Origin of the sequence: Cellulomonas sp. A375-1 (assembly GCF_001040865.1) — a bacterium.
In the GTDB taxonomy this organism is placed as follows: Bacteria; Actinomycetota; Actinomycetes; order Actinomycetales; family Cellulomonadaceae; genus Cellulomonas; species Cellulomonas gelida.
This window is the reverse complement of the sequence record NZ_LFKW01000036.1, coordinates 55,351-70,668: the sequence shown is the minus strand read 5'-3', so window position 1 is coordinate 70,668 and position 15,318 is coordinate 55,351. Positions and strand designations below refer to the sequence as shown.

General features: G+C 71.2%; 17 protein-coding genes. 8 read left to right on the top strand and 9 right to left on the bottom strand.

From position 1 onward, the window contains the following. Window positions 1-1,042: inositol-3-phosphate synthase (locus tag CWIS_RS04165; protein WP_048341977.1), on the bottom strand; the 1,042-nt coding region annotated here is incomplete at its 3' end. Beyond that, window positions 1,039-1,689: a PadR family transcriptional regulator gene (locus tag CWIS_RS04160; protein WP_048341976.1), complete on the bottom strand. Its 651-nt coding sequence runs from the start codon at window positions 1,687-1,689 to the stop codon at window positions 1,039-1,041. The genes CWIS_RS04160 and CWIS_RS04165, both read right to left, overlap by 4 nt. Before the next feature lie 468 nt (window positions 1,690-2,157). Between CWIS_RS04160 and CWIS_RS04155 the strand changes: the two genes are divergently transcribed. The 6 genes from CWIS_RS04155 (at window position 2,158) to CWIS_RS04130 (ending at window position 7,167) form a co-directional block, all read left to right on the top strand. After that, a complete protein-coding gene (locus CWIS_RS04155; protein WP_048341975.1) occupies window positions 2,158-4,566 on the top strand; it encodes a transglycosylase domain-containing protein in 2,409 nt (802 codons plus the stop codon). Window positions 4,567-4,794: 228 nt separating this feature from the next. Continuing rightward, on the top strand, window positions 4,795-5,088 hold the full coding sequence (rpsF, locus tag CWIS_RS04150) for a 30S ribosomal protein S6 (protein ID WP_048341974.1): 294 nt from the start codon (window positions 4,795-4,797) through the stop codon (window positions 5,086-5,088). Between the two features lie 75 nt (window positions 5,089-5,163). Then, window positions 5,164-5,673 (top strand): single-stranded DNA-binding protein, encoded by a 510-nt coding sequence (locus tag CWIS_RS04145; RefSeq protein ID WP_048341973.1) that lies wholly within the window; start codon window positions 5,164-5,166, stop codon window positions 5,671-5,673. An 80-nt stretch (window positions 5,674-5,753) separates the two neighbouring features. Then, complete coding sequence (rpsR, locus tag CWIS_RS04140) at window positions 5,754-5,990, top strand: 30S ribosomal protein S18 (protein ID WP_013885186.1); 237 nt, start codon at window positions 5,754-5,756, stop codon at window positions 5,988-5,990. A 15-nt stretch (window positions 5,991-6,005) separates the two neighbouring features. Next, entirely contained in the window at window positions 6,006-6,455 is a 450-nt protein-coding gene (gene rplI / locus CWIS_RS04135) for a 50S ribosomal protein L9 (protein ID WP_048341972.1), read from the top strand. 220 nt (window positions 6,456-6,675) lie between these two features. Further along, complete coding sequence (locus CWIS_RS04130) at window positions 6,676-7,167, top strand: aromatic ring-opening dioxygenase LigA (RefSeq protein WP_229747326.1); 492 nt, start codon at window positions 6,676-6,678, stop codon at window positions 7,165-7,167. 148 nt (window positions 7,168-7,315) lie between these two features. Here the strand turns inward: CWIS_RS04130 and arsA are convergent, their stop codons facing one another. The 3 genes from arsA to CWIS_RS04115 all read right to left on the bottom strand — a co-directional run bounded on the left by arsA (window position 7,316) and on the right by CWIS_RS04115 (window position 10,040). Next, a complete protein-coding gene (gene arsA, locus CWIS_RS04125) occupies window positions 7,316-9,115 on the bottom strand; it encodes an arsenical pump-driving ATPase (RefSeq protein WP_048341971.1) in 1,800 nt (599 codons plus the stop codon). 1 nt (window position 9,116) lies between these two features. Continuing rightward, on the bottom strand, window positions 9,117-9,494 hold the full coding sequence (gene arsD, locus CWIS_RS04120; protein ID WP_048341970.1) for an arsenite efflux transporter metallochaperone ArsD: 378 nt from the start codon (window positions 9,492-9,494) through the stop codon (window positions 9,117-9,119). Between the two features lie 120 nt (window positions 9,495-9,614). Continuing rightward, complete coding sequence (locus CWIS_RS04115) at window positions 9,615-10,040, bottom strand: arsenate reductase ArsC (RefSeq protein WP_048341969.1); 426 nt, start codon at window positions 10,038-10,040, stop codon at window positions 9,615-9,617. Between the two features lie 129 nt (window positions 10,041-10,169). Here CWIS_RS04115 and CWIS_RS04110 point away from each other — a divergent pair, with 129 nt between their 5' ends. After that, on the top strand, window positions 10,170-10,844 hold the full coding sequence (locus CWIS_RS04110) for a helix-turn-helix domain-containing protein (protein WP_048341968.1): 675 nt from the start codon (window positions 10,170-10,172) through the stop codon (window positions 10,842-10,844). Between the two features lie 153 nt (window positions 10,845-10,997). On the opposite strand, the gene nhaA is transcribed toward CWIS_RS04110, so the two are convergent. The 4 genes from nhaA to CWIS_RS04090 all read right to left on the bottom strand — a co-directional run bounded on the left by nhaA (window position 10,998) and on the right by CWIS_RS04090 (window position 14,624). Continuing rightward, entirely contained in the window at window positions 10,998-12,320 is a 1,323-nt protein-coding gene (gene nhaA / locus CWIS_RS04105) for a Na+/H+ antiporter NhaA (RefSeq protein ID WP_048341967.1), read from the bottom strand. Between the two features lie 92 nt (window positions 12,321-12,412). Next, on the bottom strand, window positions 12,413-13,180 hold the full coding sequence (locus CWIS_RS04100; protein WP_053071533.1) for an ABC transporter permease: 768 nt from the start codon (window positions 13,178-13,180) through the stop codon (window positions 12,413-12,415). A gap of 11 nt (window positions 13,181-13,191) precedes the next feature. After that, window positions 13,192-13,914 carry an ABC transporter ATP-binding protein gene (locus CWIS_RS04095; RefSeq protein WP_048341966.1) on the bottom strand — a complete coding sequence of 241 codons (723 nt, stop codon included), beginning with the start codon at window positions 13,912-13,914 and terminating at the stop codon, window positions 13,192-13,194. Then, window positions 13,911-14,624: a TetR/AcrR family transcriptional regulator gene (locus CWIS_RS04090; RefSeq protein WP_231583650.1), complete on the bottom strand. Its 714-nt coding sequence runs from the start codon at window positions 14,622-14,624 to the stop codon at window positions 13,911-13,913. Before CWIS_RS04090 ends, CWIS_RS04095 begins: the two co-directional genes overlap by 4 nt. Between CWIS_RS04090 and CWIS_RS04085 the strand changes: the two genes are divergently transcribed. Then, complete coding sequence (locus tag CWIS_RS04085) at window positions 14,578-15,270, top strand: TetR/AcrR family transcriptional regulator (protein ID WP_048341965.1); 693 nt, start codon at window positions 14,578-14,580, stop codon at window positions 15,268-15,270. The genes CWIS_RS04090 and CWIS_RS04085 overlap by 47 nt on opposite strands. Window positions 15,271-15,318: the final 48 nt, after the last annotated feature.

The window sequence follows — 15,318 nt, the reverse complement described above, 5'->3', positions numbered from 1 at the left end:
TGTCCTCCATCTGCACCGGCGGGGACTTCATGAAGTACGTCGCGGCGGACAGGATCGGGCCACCGACCCCACGGTCCTTGGCGATCTTCGCGGCGCGCAGGGCGTCGATGATGATGCCGGCCGAGTTGGGGGAGTCCCAGACCTCGAGCTTGTACTCCAGGTTCAGGGGGACCTCACCGAACGCGCGGCCCTCGAGGCGCACATAGGCCCACTTGCGGTCGTCGAGCCACGCGACGTAGTCCGACGGGCCGATGTGGACGTTGCGGTCCTCCTTCTTGCCGGCCAGGGGGCCGTCGTGGAGGTTGGACGTCACGGCCTGCGTCTTCGACAGCTTCTTGGACTCCAGGCGCTCGCGCTCGAGCATGTTCTTGAAGTCCATGTTGCCGCCGACGTTCAGCTGGTACGTGCGGTCCAGGATGACGCCGCGGTCCTCGAACAGGCGGGCGAGCACGCGGTGCGTGATGGTCGCGCCGACCTGCGACTTGATGTCGTCGCCGACGATCGGGACACCGGCGGCCTCGAACTTCGCGGCCCACTCCGGGTCGGACGCGATGAACACGGGCAGGGCGTTGACGAACGCCACGTTCGCGTCGATCGCGCACTGCGCGTAGAACTTCGCGGCGTCCTCGGACCCGACGGGCAGGTAGCAGATGAGGACGTCGACACGCGCCTCACGCAGGGCCGCGACGACGTCGACCGGCTCGGCGTCCGACTCCTCGATGGTCTCGGCGTAGTACTTGCCGATGCCGTCGAGCGTGTGACCGCGCTGGACCGTCACGCCGAGCGGCGGGACGTCGGCGATCTTGATGGTGTTGTTCTCCGACGCGAGGATCGCCTCGGACAGGTCGAAGCCGACCTTCTTCGCGTCGACGTCGAACGCCGCGACGAACTCGATGTCCTTGACGTGGTAGTCACCGAGCTGCACGTGCATGAGCCCGGGAACCTTGCCGTCGGCAGGCGTGTCGGCGTAGTAGTGCACGCCCTGGACGAGCGACGCGGCGCAGTTGCCGACGCCGACGATGGCGACGCGGATGGAGGTCATCCTCGCTCCTTCTCGGTGGTTCTGGCCGGAGCGGCGAGGTCGCCGTCGGCGGTGGACGCTGCAACGGTGCGGTGACCGGTGCCAGCAGGACGCGCGCGGCGGACGCCACGCTCGTTGTCGATGAGTCCGTCGAGCCAACGGACCTCGCGCTCGGCCTGCTCCAGGCCGTGCCGCTGCAGCTCGAGCGTGTACTCGTCCATGCGCTCGCGGGTGCGGGCGACGGACATGCGGATGGTCTCGAGGCGCTCCGTCAGGCGCGTGCGCCGACCCTCGAGGATCCGCAGCCGGGTCTCGGCGTCGGTCTGCGCGAAGAACGCGAACCGCACGTCGAAGTTCTCGTCCTCCCAGGCCGCAGGGCCTGAGGAGGCGAGCACCGACTGCAGGTGCTCCTTGCCGTCCGCGGTGATCTGGTAGACGATCCGGGCCCGCTTGCTGCCGACCGCGTGCGGGTCGGCCGGGGACTCGGTCCCGACTATCCATCCGCGCTCCGCGAGCGACTTCAGGCACGGGTACAGCGACCCGTACGACAACGCGCGGAACGACCCGAGCACGAGGTTGAGCCGCTTGCGCAGCTCGTACCCGTGCATCGGAGACTCGTGGAGCAGCCCGAGGATCGCCGGCTCGAGCACGTCGGAACGACCGCGCACCGGGGCACCTCCTCTAGGCTGTGGGGTCGTGCGTCGGTGACGCACGGTGTGTGTCTCGTTCGATGTATCGCTCGTATGTATCAGCGCGATACATCGAGAAGAGTAGAGCGCGACGTTCGTCGTGCACAAGTCGCGCCGTCGCGCCAGCGTGTGCGCACGTCACCGACCCGCTCCGAGGTGCGTCCCGCGGCCGGGCACCGACGACGACACCGCGGCGACGCCACGACGACGACGCCACGACGACGACGCGCGGCGCCACTGGTCGCGCAGGGCCCGAACCCGGTTCGCGGGTGCCGAGTGCCGATCGTGTGAAGGGTCGCAGGACGCCGGCCCGCGGCCCGCCCGGGGCAGGGCCTGGTCGCGCATACTGGACGGCGCGTCCGCTGACGCCTGCCCTCGCCCGCCTCGTCGTGGTGCGAGGGTGCGTGCGGAAGGGACGCTCCTCGTCGTCGTCAGGAAGGCAACACGTTGGCCGGCTCGTCTCGCGCCTCCGCCCCGCGGTCGCGTCGCAGCGCCCCTCGTGGATCCGGCGCTCGCCCCGCGAACGCCCCCAAGCGCAAGTTCTTCGACTACCCGCGCTCGGGGTACCACGGGCTCCACCGCTGGCTGCCGTCGTGGCGGTTCCTGCTCGGCTCGTTCCTGACCGTCGCGTTCCTGGGCGCCGGCGCGCTCGTCGCGGCCTACGTCGGGATCAAGGTGCCCGCCGCGGGTGCCGAGGTGCAGTCGCAGACGACGACCGTCTACTACGCGGGCGGCCGCAAGGTCATGGGCACGTTCGAGGTCCAGAAGCGCCAGCTCGTCGAGCTCTCGACCCTGCCGACGTACGTCGGCGGCGCCGTGATCGCCGCCGAGGACCGCACGTTCGAGACGAACTCCGGCATCTCCGTCACCGGCATGGCGCGTGCGCTCATCAACAACGCGACCGGCGGCAAGAAGCAGGGTGGCTCGACGCTCACGCAGCAGTACGTCGAGCGCTACTACGTCGAGAAGACGACGACCGACTACATCGGCAAGTTCCGCGAGACGCTCCTGGCGCTGAAGATCACGCAGGAGGAGTCCAAGCCGGAGATCCTCGAGCGCTACCTCAACACGATCTACTTCGGCCGGGACTCCTACGGCATCCAGGCCGCGGCGCAGTCGTACTTCAAGGTCGACGCGAAGGACCTGACGATCTCGCAGGCCGCGCTGCTCGCGGGCATCATCCCGTCCCCGAACAACTGGGACCCGGCGGTGAGCCCGACGAAGGCCGAGGCGCGCTGGAACATCGTCATGAGCGCGATGCTCGAGGACAAGCACATCACGCAGGCGGAGTTCGACGCCGCGCAGTTCCCGACGACCGTGGTGTACCAGCGGTCGGCGAAGTACACGGGCACCGCGGGGTACCTGCTCAAGATGGTCGAGGACGAGATGGCGACCGAGGCCATCAACATCAGCAAGGAGCAGCTCGACCGCGGCGGCTACAAGATCATCACGACGGTCCAGAAGCCCGTGCAGGACCAGCTCACCGCCTCGGTGGAGAAGCTCTGGTCGGGTGAGCTGACCGACGGCGCCACCCCGCCAAGCGAGAACCTCAAGGTCGCGGCGTCGTCGGTCGACCCCTCGTCGGGCGGCGTCATCGCGCTGTACGGCGGAAAGGACTTCCTGACCGACCAGGTGAACCGCGCGACCTACGGCAACGGCATGCAGGCCGGCTCGACGTTCAAGCCGTTCACGCTCGTCGCCGCGCTCAAGGAGGGGATCTCGCTCGACACGCGGTTCTCCGGCAAGTCGCCCATGACGCTCGACGGCTGGGGCTCCGGCGACCAGAAGGTCAGCAACTTCGGCGGCTCGTCGTACGGCTCGATCGACCTCGTCGACGCGACCGCCGACTCGGTGAACACCGTGTACGCGCAGCTCAACCTGGAGGTCGGCGCCGACAAGACCGCGCAGGTCGCGAAGGACGCGGGCATCCTGACGCCCGTCGAGGCCGTCCCGTCCAACGTGCTCGGCAGCTCGTCGGTGCATCCGCTCGACATGGCGAACGCGTACGCGACGTTCGCCGCGCAGGGCGTGCACCACGATGTGCACATCGTGTCCCAGGTGCTCAACCCGGACGGCTCGGTGAACTACCAGACCGACGGCGACCCCGAGCGCAAGTTCGAGCAGGACGTGATGGCGGACGCGACGTACGCGATGACGCAGGTGGTCCAGAAGGGGTCCGGCAAGCCGTACATCGCCCCGCTGGGTGTGCCGATCGCCGGCAAGACGGGCACGTCGACCGGCAACATCTCCGCGTGGTTCGTCGGCTACACGCCGACGATCTCGACGGCCGTCGCCCTCAGCCAGGTCGGCGACGACGGCTCGTCCGAGGTCACGATCAAGCCCTTCGGTCCGAGCCCGTACGGCGGGCCGCTCGGCGAGGTGACGGGTGGCTCGATCCCCGCTCGTCTGTGGGCCGAGTACATGGGCCCGGTGCTCGACATGGAGCAGTTCGCCAAGCAGCGCGACTTCCCGCCGCGCGCGGACGTCGGCGACAAGCCGACCTCGTCGCCCACGCCCACCCCGACGGCCACGCCGACGACGGAGCCGACCGAGGAGCCGACGATCGACGCGACCGTCAAGGTCCCGGGCAGGCTCGCGGGCAAGACGCAGGCGGACGCCACGGCCGCGCTGCTCGCCGTGGGTCTCGAGCCGGTGATCGTCTCCCAGTCGTCGGAGAAGGTGGCCGCGGGACGAGTGATCTCCGTGGAGCCGTCGGGCGGGACCAAGGTGCCCGTGGGGACCCAGGTGACGATCGTCGTCTCGACCGGGCCCGAGCAGCAGCCGGACCCCGAGCCGACGGGCGACCCGGGCCCTGACCCGACCGAGGCGGCCCCGCCGCCGAAGAAGAACGACTGAGCGTCGTCGCCCTGGGGCGCGGCCGGGTGATCCCCGGCTGTCCACAGGGCGACGATTTCACCGGGCCGTCACCGGGCCGGTAGGCTAGAACACTGCTGTGCCTCCGTCTCGCCGCTGCCATCAGCGCCGGACTGGGGACGACGAGGGCTCCGGCCCCCGTCGACAGCGACGCATGAGAACCCTCCTGTCACGGAACGACCGTGACCGCTGAGACCAGAGGAGGTGGGTATGAGCCTGCGTCAGTACGAGATCATGATCATCCTCGATCCCGAGATCGAGGAGCGCACCGTCGCCCCGTCGCTCGACAAGTACCTGTCGGTCGTCAAGACCGACGGCGGCAACGTCGACAAGGTGGACATCTGGGGTCGCCGTCGCCTGGCCTACGAGATCAACAAGAAGGCCGAGGGCATCTACGCGGTCGTCGACTTCACCGCGGAGCCGGCCACGGCCAAGGAGCTCGACCGCCAGCTCGGCCTCAACGAGGTCGTCCTGCGCACGAAGGTCCTGCGCCGAGGCGTGTGACCCGTCGGTGCGCGCCGCTCGCGTGCGCACCACATCGAAGGACAGAGCAGTTCGAGGATCGATCGAGGAGCTGGCATGGCTGGTGAGACCGTCATCACGGTGATCGGGAACCTGACCGGGGACCCGGAGCTGCGCTTCACCCCGTCGGGTGCGGCCGTGGCCAACTTCACCGTCGCGTCGACGCCCCGCACGTTCGACCGCCAGAGCAACGAGTGGAAGGACGGCGACACGCTGTTCATGCGCTGCTCGATCTGGCGCGAGGCTGCGGAGTCGGTCGCGGAGTCGCTCACCAAGGGCACGCGCGTGATCGTGACCGGCCGCCTGGTCCAGCGCTCGTACGAGACCCGTGAGGGCGAGAAGCGCACGGTCGTCGAGCTGCAGGTGGACGAGGTCGGTCCGTCGCTCCGTTACGCCACGGCCAAGGTCACCCGCGCCCAGCGCTCGGGTGGCGGCGGTGGCTTCGGCGGCGGCGGTGGCGGCTACTCCGGTGGCGGCCAGTCGAACACCGGCGGCGACGACCCGTGGGCCACGCCCGCGAGTGGTGGCAGCGGCGGTGGCGGCTACTCCGACGAGCCCCCGTTCTGATCCTCTAGATCCTTCGAGACCCCAGACATCACATCCCCGGGCATGGCAACGCCCGGGGCTCCAGAGACAGGAGCACCGCGATGGCCAAGGCCGTTGTTCGCAAGCCCAAGAAGAAGCAGAACCCGCTCAAGGCAGCCAAGATCGAGGTTGTCGACTACAAGGACACCGCGCTGCTGCGCAAGTTCATCTCCGACCGCGGGAAGATCCGCGCTCGCCGGGTGACCGGTGTGTCCGTGCAGGAGCAGCGCGCGATCGCGCGTGCCGTCAAGAACGCGCGCGAGATGGCTCTGCTGCCGTACTCGTCGTCGGCTCGCTGAGAAGGAGGCCTGAAGATGGCGAAGATCATCCTCACGCACGAGGTCACCGGCCTCGGCGCCCCGGGCGACGTGGTCGAGGTCAAGGACGGGTACGCCCGTAATTACCTGATCCCGCGCAACCTTGCCGCCCCGTGGACCAAGGGTGCGGAGAAGGACATCACGGCGATCCGCAAGGCCCGCAAGGCCCGCGAGATCGCGACCCTCGACGACGCCAAGGCTGTGCGCGACTCGCTGCAGTCGAAGGCCGTCGTCGTGTCGGCCAAGGCCGGCGACGCCGGTCGCCTGTTCGGCGCCGTGACCACCGCGGAGATCGCGGACGCGGTCAAGGCGTCGGGCGCCCCGGCGATCGACAAGCGCAAGGTCGAGATCGCTCAGCCGATCAAGGCCCTGGGCGAGTACACCGTCTCGGTCCGCCTCCACCCGGAGGTCGCCGCGACCGTGACCGTCAAGGTCGTCGCCGCCTGAGCTGACGCTCGGTCGACTCGAGGCCCCGTCCCCTTCCTGGGGGCGGGGCCTCGTGCTGTGCCGGCGCGGGGGAGCCGGCGTCGGCGGGCGGTGCCGCGGAGTCTCGCCCACGCAATTGCGTACCGATCCGGTCCAGGTGAATTGATTCGCCAGGGTGCGGTCGCTTGCCTGCGCCCGAGACGGTGGTGGACCGACCACTCGCAGACCGAAGGGGGCACCCGTGTCCGCTCAGCCCACAGCGACCGAACCCACCCGCATCACCGAGGACACCAAGCCGCCGCCCCCCGTCAACAAGCGTGCTCGCCTGTTCGGCACGCTCCTGCTGGTGCTCGGCGCGATCATGATCGTCGGCGGCATCGGCGCCTGGGGTGCCGTCGCCCAGGGACTCGCGCAGGAGAACGTCAACGTGACCGACACCGCGCCGGCGTTCGTCGGCGAGCGGGTCGACGCACCCTGGGAGGCGTGGGCGCAGTCCGAGGCGATCCGCACCGACCTCGAGCAGATGACCGACGGCCGCACGTACGCCGAGATCGACCGCGAGGACCCGCTGCGGCCGAGCGTCGCGACCGGCACGTTCCTGCGCGCGTCCCTCATGACCTCGGTGATCGGGTTCGGCGTCGCGCTCGCGGTCGTCGGCGTCGGCGTCGGGTTCGTGATCGGCGGCCTGGGCCTGCGCAGCCTCGCCCGCCGTCAGGCGGCCCTGGCGGCGTGAGCCGACTCGACCGTCATGGACGCACGGTCGACACGAGGCCCCGTCCCTCTGGGGGGCGGGGCCTCGCACGTGCCGGCGTCGTTCGGCCGGCGTCAGCCGGCGGTGCTGCGAACAGTGCCGACGAGACCTCGTGGGCGGTCGGCGGCGGTCAGGACCCGGTCGGGGTGAGCAGTGCGTGCAGGCCGGGTCGGCCGATCGGCGGGTGGTCGGTCCACGGGAGCACGACGGGTGGTCGCGGGCTGAGCTCGGCGACCTCGGCGATCCGGTGCACCTCGTCGGCGGACTGTGCGGCCAGGACGCGGTGGTGGGTGCTCCGCTGCGAGAGCGCCGCGTTGACGACCCAGGTCCAGGGCACCAGCCCGGTGCGGGCCAGGTCCTCCTGCAGCGCGCGGGCCTCGTGGACCGGTGTCGCCTGCGGCAGGGTGAGCAGCACGATCCGCGTGCGATCGGGGTTGCTCAGCCGTTCGTAGAGGCGCGCCGAGTCGGACGTCGCGAGGTCTCCCGAGCGCGTGTGCTCCTGGGCGACGAAGGAGTGCGACGACTGCAGGAGCAGCAGGGTGTGCCCGGTCGGGGCGGTGTCGATCACGACCCAGCGGTGCTCGGCCTGGGCGACTGTGCGGGCGAACGCGTGGAACACCGCGACCTCCTCGGTGCACGGCGAGCGCAGGTCCTCCTCGAGCAGGTCGCGAGCCGCCGGGTCGAGCTGGGACCCCGCCTCGTCCATGACCTGAGCGGTGTAGGCGGTGGTCTCGAGGGACGGGTCGATCCGGGTGACGTGGAGGTTTGCCGGTGGGTCCTGCAGCACGAGCTCGACGTGGGCCGCGGGATCGGTGGTCGTGAGGGTGACCGGCAGGCCGCGCTCGGCCAGGGCGAGCGCGATCGCGGCGGCGACGGTCGTCTTGCCGACGCCTCCCTTGCCCATCGTCATGACGATCCCCGGCCCGGCCGCGGCCACGGCGTCCACGAGGTCGACCAGTCGGCTGGTCGAGGGGGAGTCCGGTGGGAGCGACGGCGTCTCGGCTTCGTCGGCACACGGCTGTGCCGCGGCGCGCAGCGCGTCGACGCCGAGCGGGGCGCGGGCGAGCAGAGGCATCTCGTCGCCGGACCACACCCTCCTCAGAGGCTCGGGCATGGCGGCCAGCGCGGCGAGCTCGTGGTCGCTGCGGGCCTGGGCGAGCGCGTCGTCGTCCGGGTCGCCCAGGACGCCGTTGACGACGAGACGCTGGTTGAGCATCCCCAGATCGGTGAGCTCTCCGCTCGCCCGCGCCGCCTCGCTGAGCGAGGCGTCGTCGGGGCGGGCGACGAGCACCACCGTGGTGCGCGAGCCGTCACGCAGCGCGTCGAGGCCATCGGCGTAGGACTCCTGGGTCTGCCCGAGCGCCGAGACCGGGCCGACGCACGTGATCCCGCCGGTGTTGGACTCGAGGAACCCGTCCCACGCGGCCGGGAGGCTGAGCAGGCGTAGCGTGTGGCCGGTCGGCGCGGTGTCGAACACGACGTGGTCGTACCCACCGACCAGCTCGTCATCCACCAGCAGCCGCACGAACTCGTTGAAGGCGGCGACCTCGACCGTGCACGGCCCGGACAGCTCTTCCTCGATCTGCGCGACCGCCTCGGGTGGCAGCAGCCCCCGGTACGGTCCGACGACCGTGTCGCGGTAGCGCGACGCGGCGGCCGTGGGGTCGAGGTCCAGCATGACCAGGCCGGGGACGTCGGGCACCGCCACGGGACGATCGTCGTCGCCGGTGACGCCCAGGACTTCCGGAAGGTTGCTCGCCGGGTCCGTCGAGACGATCAGCACGCGGCGACCCGCGTCCGCCAGGGCGACCGCGGTCGTCGACGCGCACGACGTCTTGCCGACGCCGCCCTTCCCCGTGAAGAAGAGGAACGGCGTGGCGTGCTCGACGATCCCGGCCAGCCACGCGTGCTGGACGGCGGTCGTCGTCATCTCAGCACCCGCCTGTGCCGCCGCAGCACCCGCCGCCGGCCGACTGCGCCAAGGGCAGCAGCCGGTCCACCGGTGCAGCCAGCCCGGCCCAGCCCGCGAGCTCGGCGCGGTCCGGGTAGCGGCCCGTGGCGCGGACCTCGCCGTCGACCAGCAGCGCAGGCAGACCGTCGACGCCGTGCTCGGCCAGCACTGCCGCCACCAGCGGGTTGCCGACGAACTTGCCCGGCTCCTGGGAGAGCGTCGCGCGGCTCACCTGGACGCCCTGGCCGGACAACCACTCCACGTCCGCCGCGAACCTGCTCAGCGTCGGGTCGACGTCCGTCCCGCACACCCCCGTCGAACAGCACATCGCGGGGTCGAAGACCTCGACAGTCGCCATGACGCCACCTCCATCCATCGATGTACGTTGATGGAACCACCGTCTCATCGACACGCGTCGATGCCTCGGACGAAGGTCCCGGCCGTGCACGACGTCAGGCGTCGAGGAGGCCGCGGGGTCTCACGCCCCGACGGCAGGGACGCCGAGCTCGTCGAGCAGGGTCACGATGCGTGAGCGGATCTCGTCGCGGATCGGGCGGACCGACTCGATGCCCTGGCCCGCGGGGTCCTCGAGCTTCCAGTCCTCGTAGCGCTTGCCCGGGAAGTAGGGGCACGCGTCGCCGCAGCCCATGGTGACGACGACGTCCGAGGCCTGCACGGCCTCGGTGGTGAGGATCTTCGGCTGCTCGGCGGCGATGTCGACGCCGACCTCCGCCATCGCCGCCACCGCGACGGGGTTGACCTGGTCGGCGGGCATCGAACCGGCCGAACGGACCTCGACGGCCCCACCGGACAGGGCGGACAGGAAGCCGGCGGCCATCTGCGAGCGGCCGGCGTTGTGGACGCAGACGAACAGGACGCTGGGCTTGTCGGTGGTCGGGGCCATGACTCACTCCTCAGGTCGTGGGGGGACAGGCTCGTGACGAGGGCCGCTGCGCGGTGGCTCAGGCGCTCACGCAGAGGTCGGATGCGGACATCTTGACCACCCGTACGTCGATCAGTCAACATTGACTCAATGAACACTGAGTGGCTAGCCCTGGTCGAACGCCGCGCGGCGCTGCACGGCGCTCTGTCCGACCCCGGCCGTCTCGCCGTGGTCGACCTGCTCTCGCGCGGGGACGCCTCCCCGTCCGAGCTCGCCGCTGAGCTGTCGATGCCCTCCAACCTCCTCGCGCACCACGTCAACGTCCTGGTCGAGCACGGCCTCGTCGAACGCACGCGCTCCGAGGGCGACCGCCGCCGCACCTACCTGCGCCTGCTGCCCACCGAGCTCGGCCCCCTGGCGACGAGCCCGCTGCCGCGCCCGGCCCGCGTCCTGTTCGTCTGCACCGCGAACTCCGCGCGCTCGCACCTCGCGGCGGCCCTCTGGCGGCGCGCCAGCCAGATCCCGGCGGCGTCGGCCGGCACCCACCCCGCACCCGTGATCCACCCGGGGGCGATCGCCGCGGCGGCGCGCCACGACGTCGACCTGCGCGACGGACGTCCGCGGACCGTCGATGACGTCCGCCGTGAGGGCGATCTCGTCATCACGGTCTGCGACCGCGCCCACGAGGAGGTCGGGCTCGCCGCCGACGTGCACTGGTCCATCCCGGATCCGGTCCCCTACGGCAGCGACGACGCGTTCGACCACGCCGTCACCGAGCTGAGCCGCCGCGTCGCCCAGCTCGCCCCCCGCCTCGTCATGAGCTGAGGCGCCAGCAGGACGTGCGCAGATCGTCGGGACCATGGGCAACACCTCCGCGGAGGCCGCGGGCCTGCCCCCAGCCCGCGTCATCCCCGGACGTCGACTCCGGCTGGGGTCGTGCTCTCCGCGTCCGTCTCGCGCGGCAGCCGAGTCCCGGGGTCACGCCCGGCCTCGGAGCTCCGCGGCCTCCTCGAACGCGTCGGGAACTCCGTTCGCGTCGGTGTCGACCCGCTCGGCCTGCTCGATCTGCTGGTAGGCGCGGTTGCGGGCGCGCAGCAGGACGGCAGCGACCCCCGCCGCGAGCACGGAACCGGTCAGGACGCCGACCTTGACGTGCTCGGCGCGTAGGGCTGAGTCGAACGCGAGCTCACCGATGAGCAACGAGACCGTGAACCCGACCCCGCCCAGCGCGCCGACCGCCACGACGTCCCACCAGCTCAGGGCAGGGTCGAGCCGCGCGCGCGTGAGACGGGCGACGACCCACGTGGTCCCGAGGATGCCGACGAGCTTTCCGGCTACGAGCCCGGCGACGATACCGAGGGCGACCGCGTCGGTCAGCGAGGCCCGCATGCCCTCCATCCCGCCGATCGTCACACCCGCGGCGAAGAACGCGAAGACGGGAACGGCCACGCCCGCCGACAGCGGGCGGAAGCGGCGTTCGAAGTGCTCGGCGAGCCCCGGGCCGGCATCGGGGCCGCCCGCACGTTCGCTACGGATCACGGGGACCGTGAAGCCCAGCAGGACGCCGGCCACTGTGGCGTGCACCCCGGAGGCGTGCATGAGCGTCCACGCGGCGAACGCGAGCGGCAGCAGGAGCCACCAGGACCGGATCCGCCGCTGCACGGCGACCGCGAACACGGCGATGAGGGCCAGTGCACCGAGCAGCGGCAGGGGCTGGACGCTCTCGGTGTAGAACACGGCGATCACCGTGACGGCCAGGAGGTCGTCGACGACGGCCAGGGTCAGCAGGAACGTCCGCAGCGCCGCAGGCAGGCGCGTGCCCACGACGGCCAGCACGGCGAGCGCGAAGGCGATGTCAGTCGCAGTCGGGATCGCCCACCCTTGCAGCGCGTCGCCGCCGGCGCGCGCCGCGATCGTCGCGTAGACGAGCGCGGGTACGGCCATCCCTCCGACGGCTGCCAGGATCGGGAGCGCGGCGCGGCGGGGATCACGCAGGTCCCCGGCGACGAACTCCCGCTTGAGCTCCAGCCCGACGACGAAGAAGAAGATGGCCAGGAGGCCGTCCGCCGCCCACGTCCCGAGCGACAGGTGAAGGTGCAGCGCCTGCGGCCCGACGGTGTAGTCCCGCAGCGCCGCGTACGAGTCGGCTGCTGGTGAGTTGGCCCAGATCAGCGCGGCGACGGTCGCCAGCAGCAGCAGAGCTCCGCCGACGGTCTCCTTGCGGAGGATCTCGGTGATCCGGCTCGTCTCGGACCACGAGCGACGCGCGAGCAGGGAAGCAGGAGCAGAGGAGGACGGCATGAGCGGGGCCCTTGGGGTCGACGACGTTGACGCCGACCAGGCTTCCCGGCACTCCGCCACAGATTGTACGGTCGGGCCGTGGCGGACGTCGCCTAGACGTTCGTCAGCCGACCCCACGCCCACCGGATGCTCACGGCGGCCGCTGGGGCGACGGCAGCGGTCAGCGCGAGCGCCGGGGCGCGGATGGCCGCGGCGGCTTCCCGCCCACCGGCTCCGGTCCACAGCGACGGGACGGCGTAGGGGAACCACGTCCCCGCGCCCAGGAGGACGACGACCTGTGTCACGGCGACGAGTGCGATGAGGACGCCGACGGTCGCGAGCGGGCTGCGGGTGCGGGTGGCGACCCACCCGAAGGGGAGCACCAGGCCCACGGACAGCAGTCCCGCGCCCAGCGCAACGCCCAGCGTGGACCAGGCGGCAGCGTCGATGACCCCGCCGAGCGCAAGGGTGAGGAGGGCGGTCACGGCAATCGCGGCGAGCACGCAGAGCACCAGCCAGACCGCCAGGACGAGCATCTTGGCCAGCCCGAGGGTGCGCCGCTGCACCGCGAGCCCGAAGAGCGCCCCGGCCGTGCCGTCGACGAACTCGCGGGCGTAGCACCAGGCCGCGGCGAAGCCGCCGACCGCCAGGACCGCGACCGCGAGAACCTGACCACAGACCTCGAGGTGGGCCTGCGCCAGGGGGCCCGTCGCGTACGGCGCGAACTTCTCCCCGGCCGCCCCCGGCACATCCGGCGAGCGGGCCAGGGCCACGGCCTCGATGCTCGCGAACGGCACGACGAGGGTGAGCACCGGTGTCGCGATCCACACGACGATCGCCCTGCGCAGCTTGAGCAGCTCGACAGCCCACGCACCACTCACGACACACCGCCTCACGTCGGGTTCTCGTCCTCGCGGAGGACCACGCTGAAGAACTGCTGCTCGAGGTCCGCCGTGCCCGGTGGCAGCGGGGCGACGACCCGTCCGGCGTGGACGACGACGATCCGGTCCGCGACCCGGGAGACCTCGTCGAGGTGGTGACTCGAGACGAGCACAGCGGCACCGTCTGCGGCCAGTCGCCGCACGAGTGCCCGGACGAGCACGACACCGCGCGGGTCGAGTGCGCTCGTCGGCTCGTCGAGGACGAGTGCGAGCGGGGTGTGCACGACCGCAGCCGCGACGCCGAGCCGCTGCCGGTTCCCGGCCGACAGGGAACGCGCTCGAGCGTCCGCCCACGGATCCAGGTGCAGCTCGTCGATGACCCGACGGGCCGCGGCGGCGCGTTGGTGAGCCGGGAGGCCGTGCAGCGTTGCCGCGCAGCGCAGGTTCTCCCGGACGGTGAGCTCGGGGTAGACGAGCGGGGAGTCGACGACGTGACCGAACCGCGTCGCCGTGCGGCGCGTGAGCCGGTCTGCGGGGTCGTCGAGCACGCGAGCCCCGCCGTCGAGTGGTCGCAGGCGTCCGGTGAGCACGCGCATGGCGGTGGTCTTCCCGGCGCCGTTGAGCCCGATCATCGCGACCACCTCACCGGGCATGACGGTGAGGCTGAAGCGGTCCAGAGCCAGGAGCGCACCGAACCTGTGGGTGACGTCCTCCACGACGAGTGCGGCGGTCATGGCACCTCGTCCTCGCCCGGCCCCAGGATCTGCAGGGCTCGGGTGATCACGTCGGTCAGGCTGCCCTCTGCTTCGGCGATGGCCAGCAGCGCCGCGGTGGCGGCGCCCAGGCACGCCCCGGCCGCGACACGTGCCTCGAACGCAGACGTGCCGTCCGTGACGAGCTGATCGACGATCGCGCGTTCTGTCGCCGCGCTGGCCTCGACGACCGCGGCTCGTAGCGCGGGGTTCGACGCGACGACAGCAACTCGGCGCCGCGCTGTGCTGTCCTCAGCGGGGCCGATCGTGGCGAGCGAGCTCAGCATCGCGCGACGGACCCGTTCTGTGGCCGGGAGGCGACGCGGTTGCCTCGCCACGGCGGCTGCGATGAGGGGGTCGTACGGGTCGGAGACGACGACTGCCGCCTTCGTGGGGAAGTGGCGGAAGAAGGTCATCGGCGTGACGCCGGCCGCTGCCGCGATGCTCGCGGTGGTCGTCCGCTCGTACCCGTCGCGCTCGAACAGGTCCAGGGCCGCAGCCTGGATGCGCGCCTGGGTCGCCCGCGCGCGTGGTGAGGAGCCTGGGTGTCGCACCCGTCGAATGTTACTCACTAACATTGTTCGAGGGAAGGCGTCAGGCAGGGACCTCTTGCCGGTGACTGGTTGCGCGTATAGCGTGCTGGTTGTGCGTACAGCATCGTCGCCGGACGACCGGCGCGCGAGCGAGCTCACCGCGTGGGCGAGGATCCGCGACGCGGCCGTCGAGTGCTTCGCCGAGCAAGGGTTCGACGCGCCGTTCCGGGTGATCGCCGAGCGCGCCGGCGTCTCGCCCGCGTTGATCACGCACCACTTCGGCTCGAAGGCCGGCCTGCGTGAGCACTGTGACGCCGAGGTGCTGCGTCGCTACGGGGCCCTCAAGGCGAGCAGCCTGGCCGACCCGAGCGCGTACCTGTTCGCCAACCTGGCCGACCCCGGGCCCTCCGCCGAGCTCGTCGTCTACATGATCCGCGCGATCCATGCCGGGGGTGAGCCCGCACAGCAGTTCCTCGAGCATCTCGTCGACGAGGCGCGCGACATCATGCGCGACAGCGTCCAGTCCGGACTCGTGCGTCCCTCGCGAGACGAGGAGGCGCGCCTGCGCTACCTCGTCTTCCAGACCATGGGGTCACTGCTGATGCAGTTCCTCACCATGCCCGACGCCACACCCCGGGCATTCGTCGAGGCCGTGAGCGCGCGCAACCACGACCAGATCCTGCCGACCCTGGAGCTCTTCACGGAGGGCTTGCTGACCTCCAGGCGGATGCTCGACGACTACCTGCTGTACGTCGGCGACCCGCCCGACGGTGACCAGCAGCAGTCAGATCGACAGAGTGCGTGACGGCGCAGCCGTCCGCTCCCTCCACCTGCCACGACACCTCCCGAGGAA

What these genes read in the sequence shown, in the direction of transcription:
- CWIS_RS04145 (WP_048341973.1), top strand. Translation starts at nt 5,164, where the DNA reads ATGGCTGGTGAGACCGTCATCACGGTGATCGGGAACCTGACCGGGGAC.
- rpsR (WP_013885186.1), top strand. Translation starts at nt 5,754, where the DNA reads ATGGCCAAGGCCGTTGTTCGCAAGCCCAAGAAGAAGCAGAACCCGCTC.
- arsA (WP_048341971.1), bottom strand. Translation starts at nt 9,115, where the DNA reads ATGACGACGACCGCCGTCCAGCACGCGTGGCTGGCCGGGATCGTCGAG.
- rplI (WP_048341972.1), top strand. Translation starts at nt 6,006, where the DNA reads ATGGCGAAGATCATCCTCACGCACGAGGTCACCGGCCTCGGCGCCCCG.
- nhaA (WP_048341967.1), bottom strand. Translation starts at nt 12,320, where the DNA reads ATGCCGTCCTCCTCTGCTCCTGCTTCCCTGCTCGCGCGTCGCTCGTGG.
- arsD (WP_048341970.1), bottom strand. Translation starts at nt 9,494, where the DNA reads ATGGCGACTGTCGAGGTCTTCGACCCCGCGATGTGCTGTTCGACGGGG.
- CWIS_RS04110 (WP_048341968.1), top strand. Translation starts at nt 10,170, where the DNA reads ATGAACACTGAGTGGCTAGCCCTGGTCGAACGCCGCGCGGCGCTGCAC.
- CWIS_RS04115 (WP_048341969.1), bottom strand. Translation starts at nt 10,040, where the DNA reads ATGGCCCCGACCACCGACAAGCCCAGCGTCCTGTTCGTCTGCGTCCAC.
- CWIS_RS04095 (WP_048341966.1), bottom strand. Translation starts at nt 13,914, where the DNA reads ATGACCGCCGCACTCGTCGTGGAGGACGTCACCCACAGGTTCGGTGCG.
- rpsF (WP_048341974.1), top strand. Translation starts at nt 4,795, where the DNA reads ATGAGCCTGCGTCAGTACGAGATCATGATCATCCTCGATCCCGAGATC.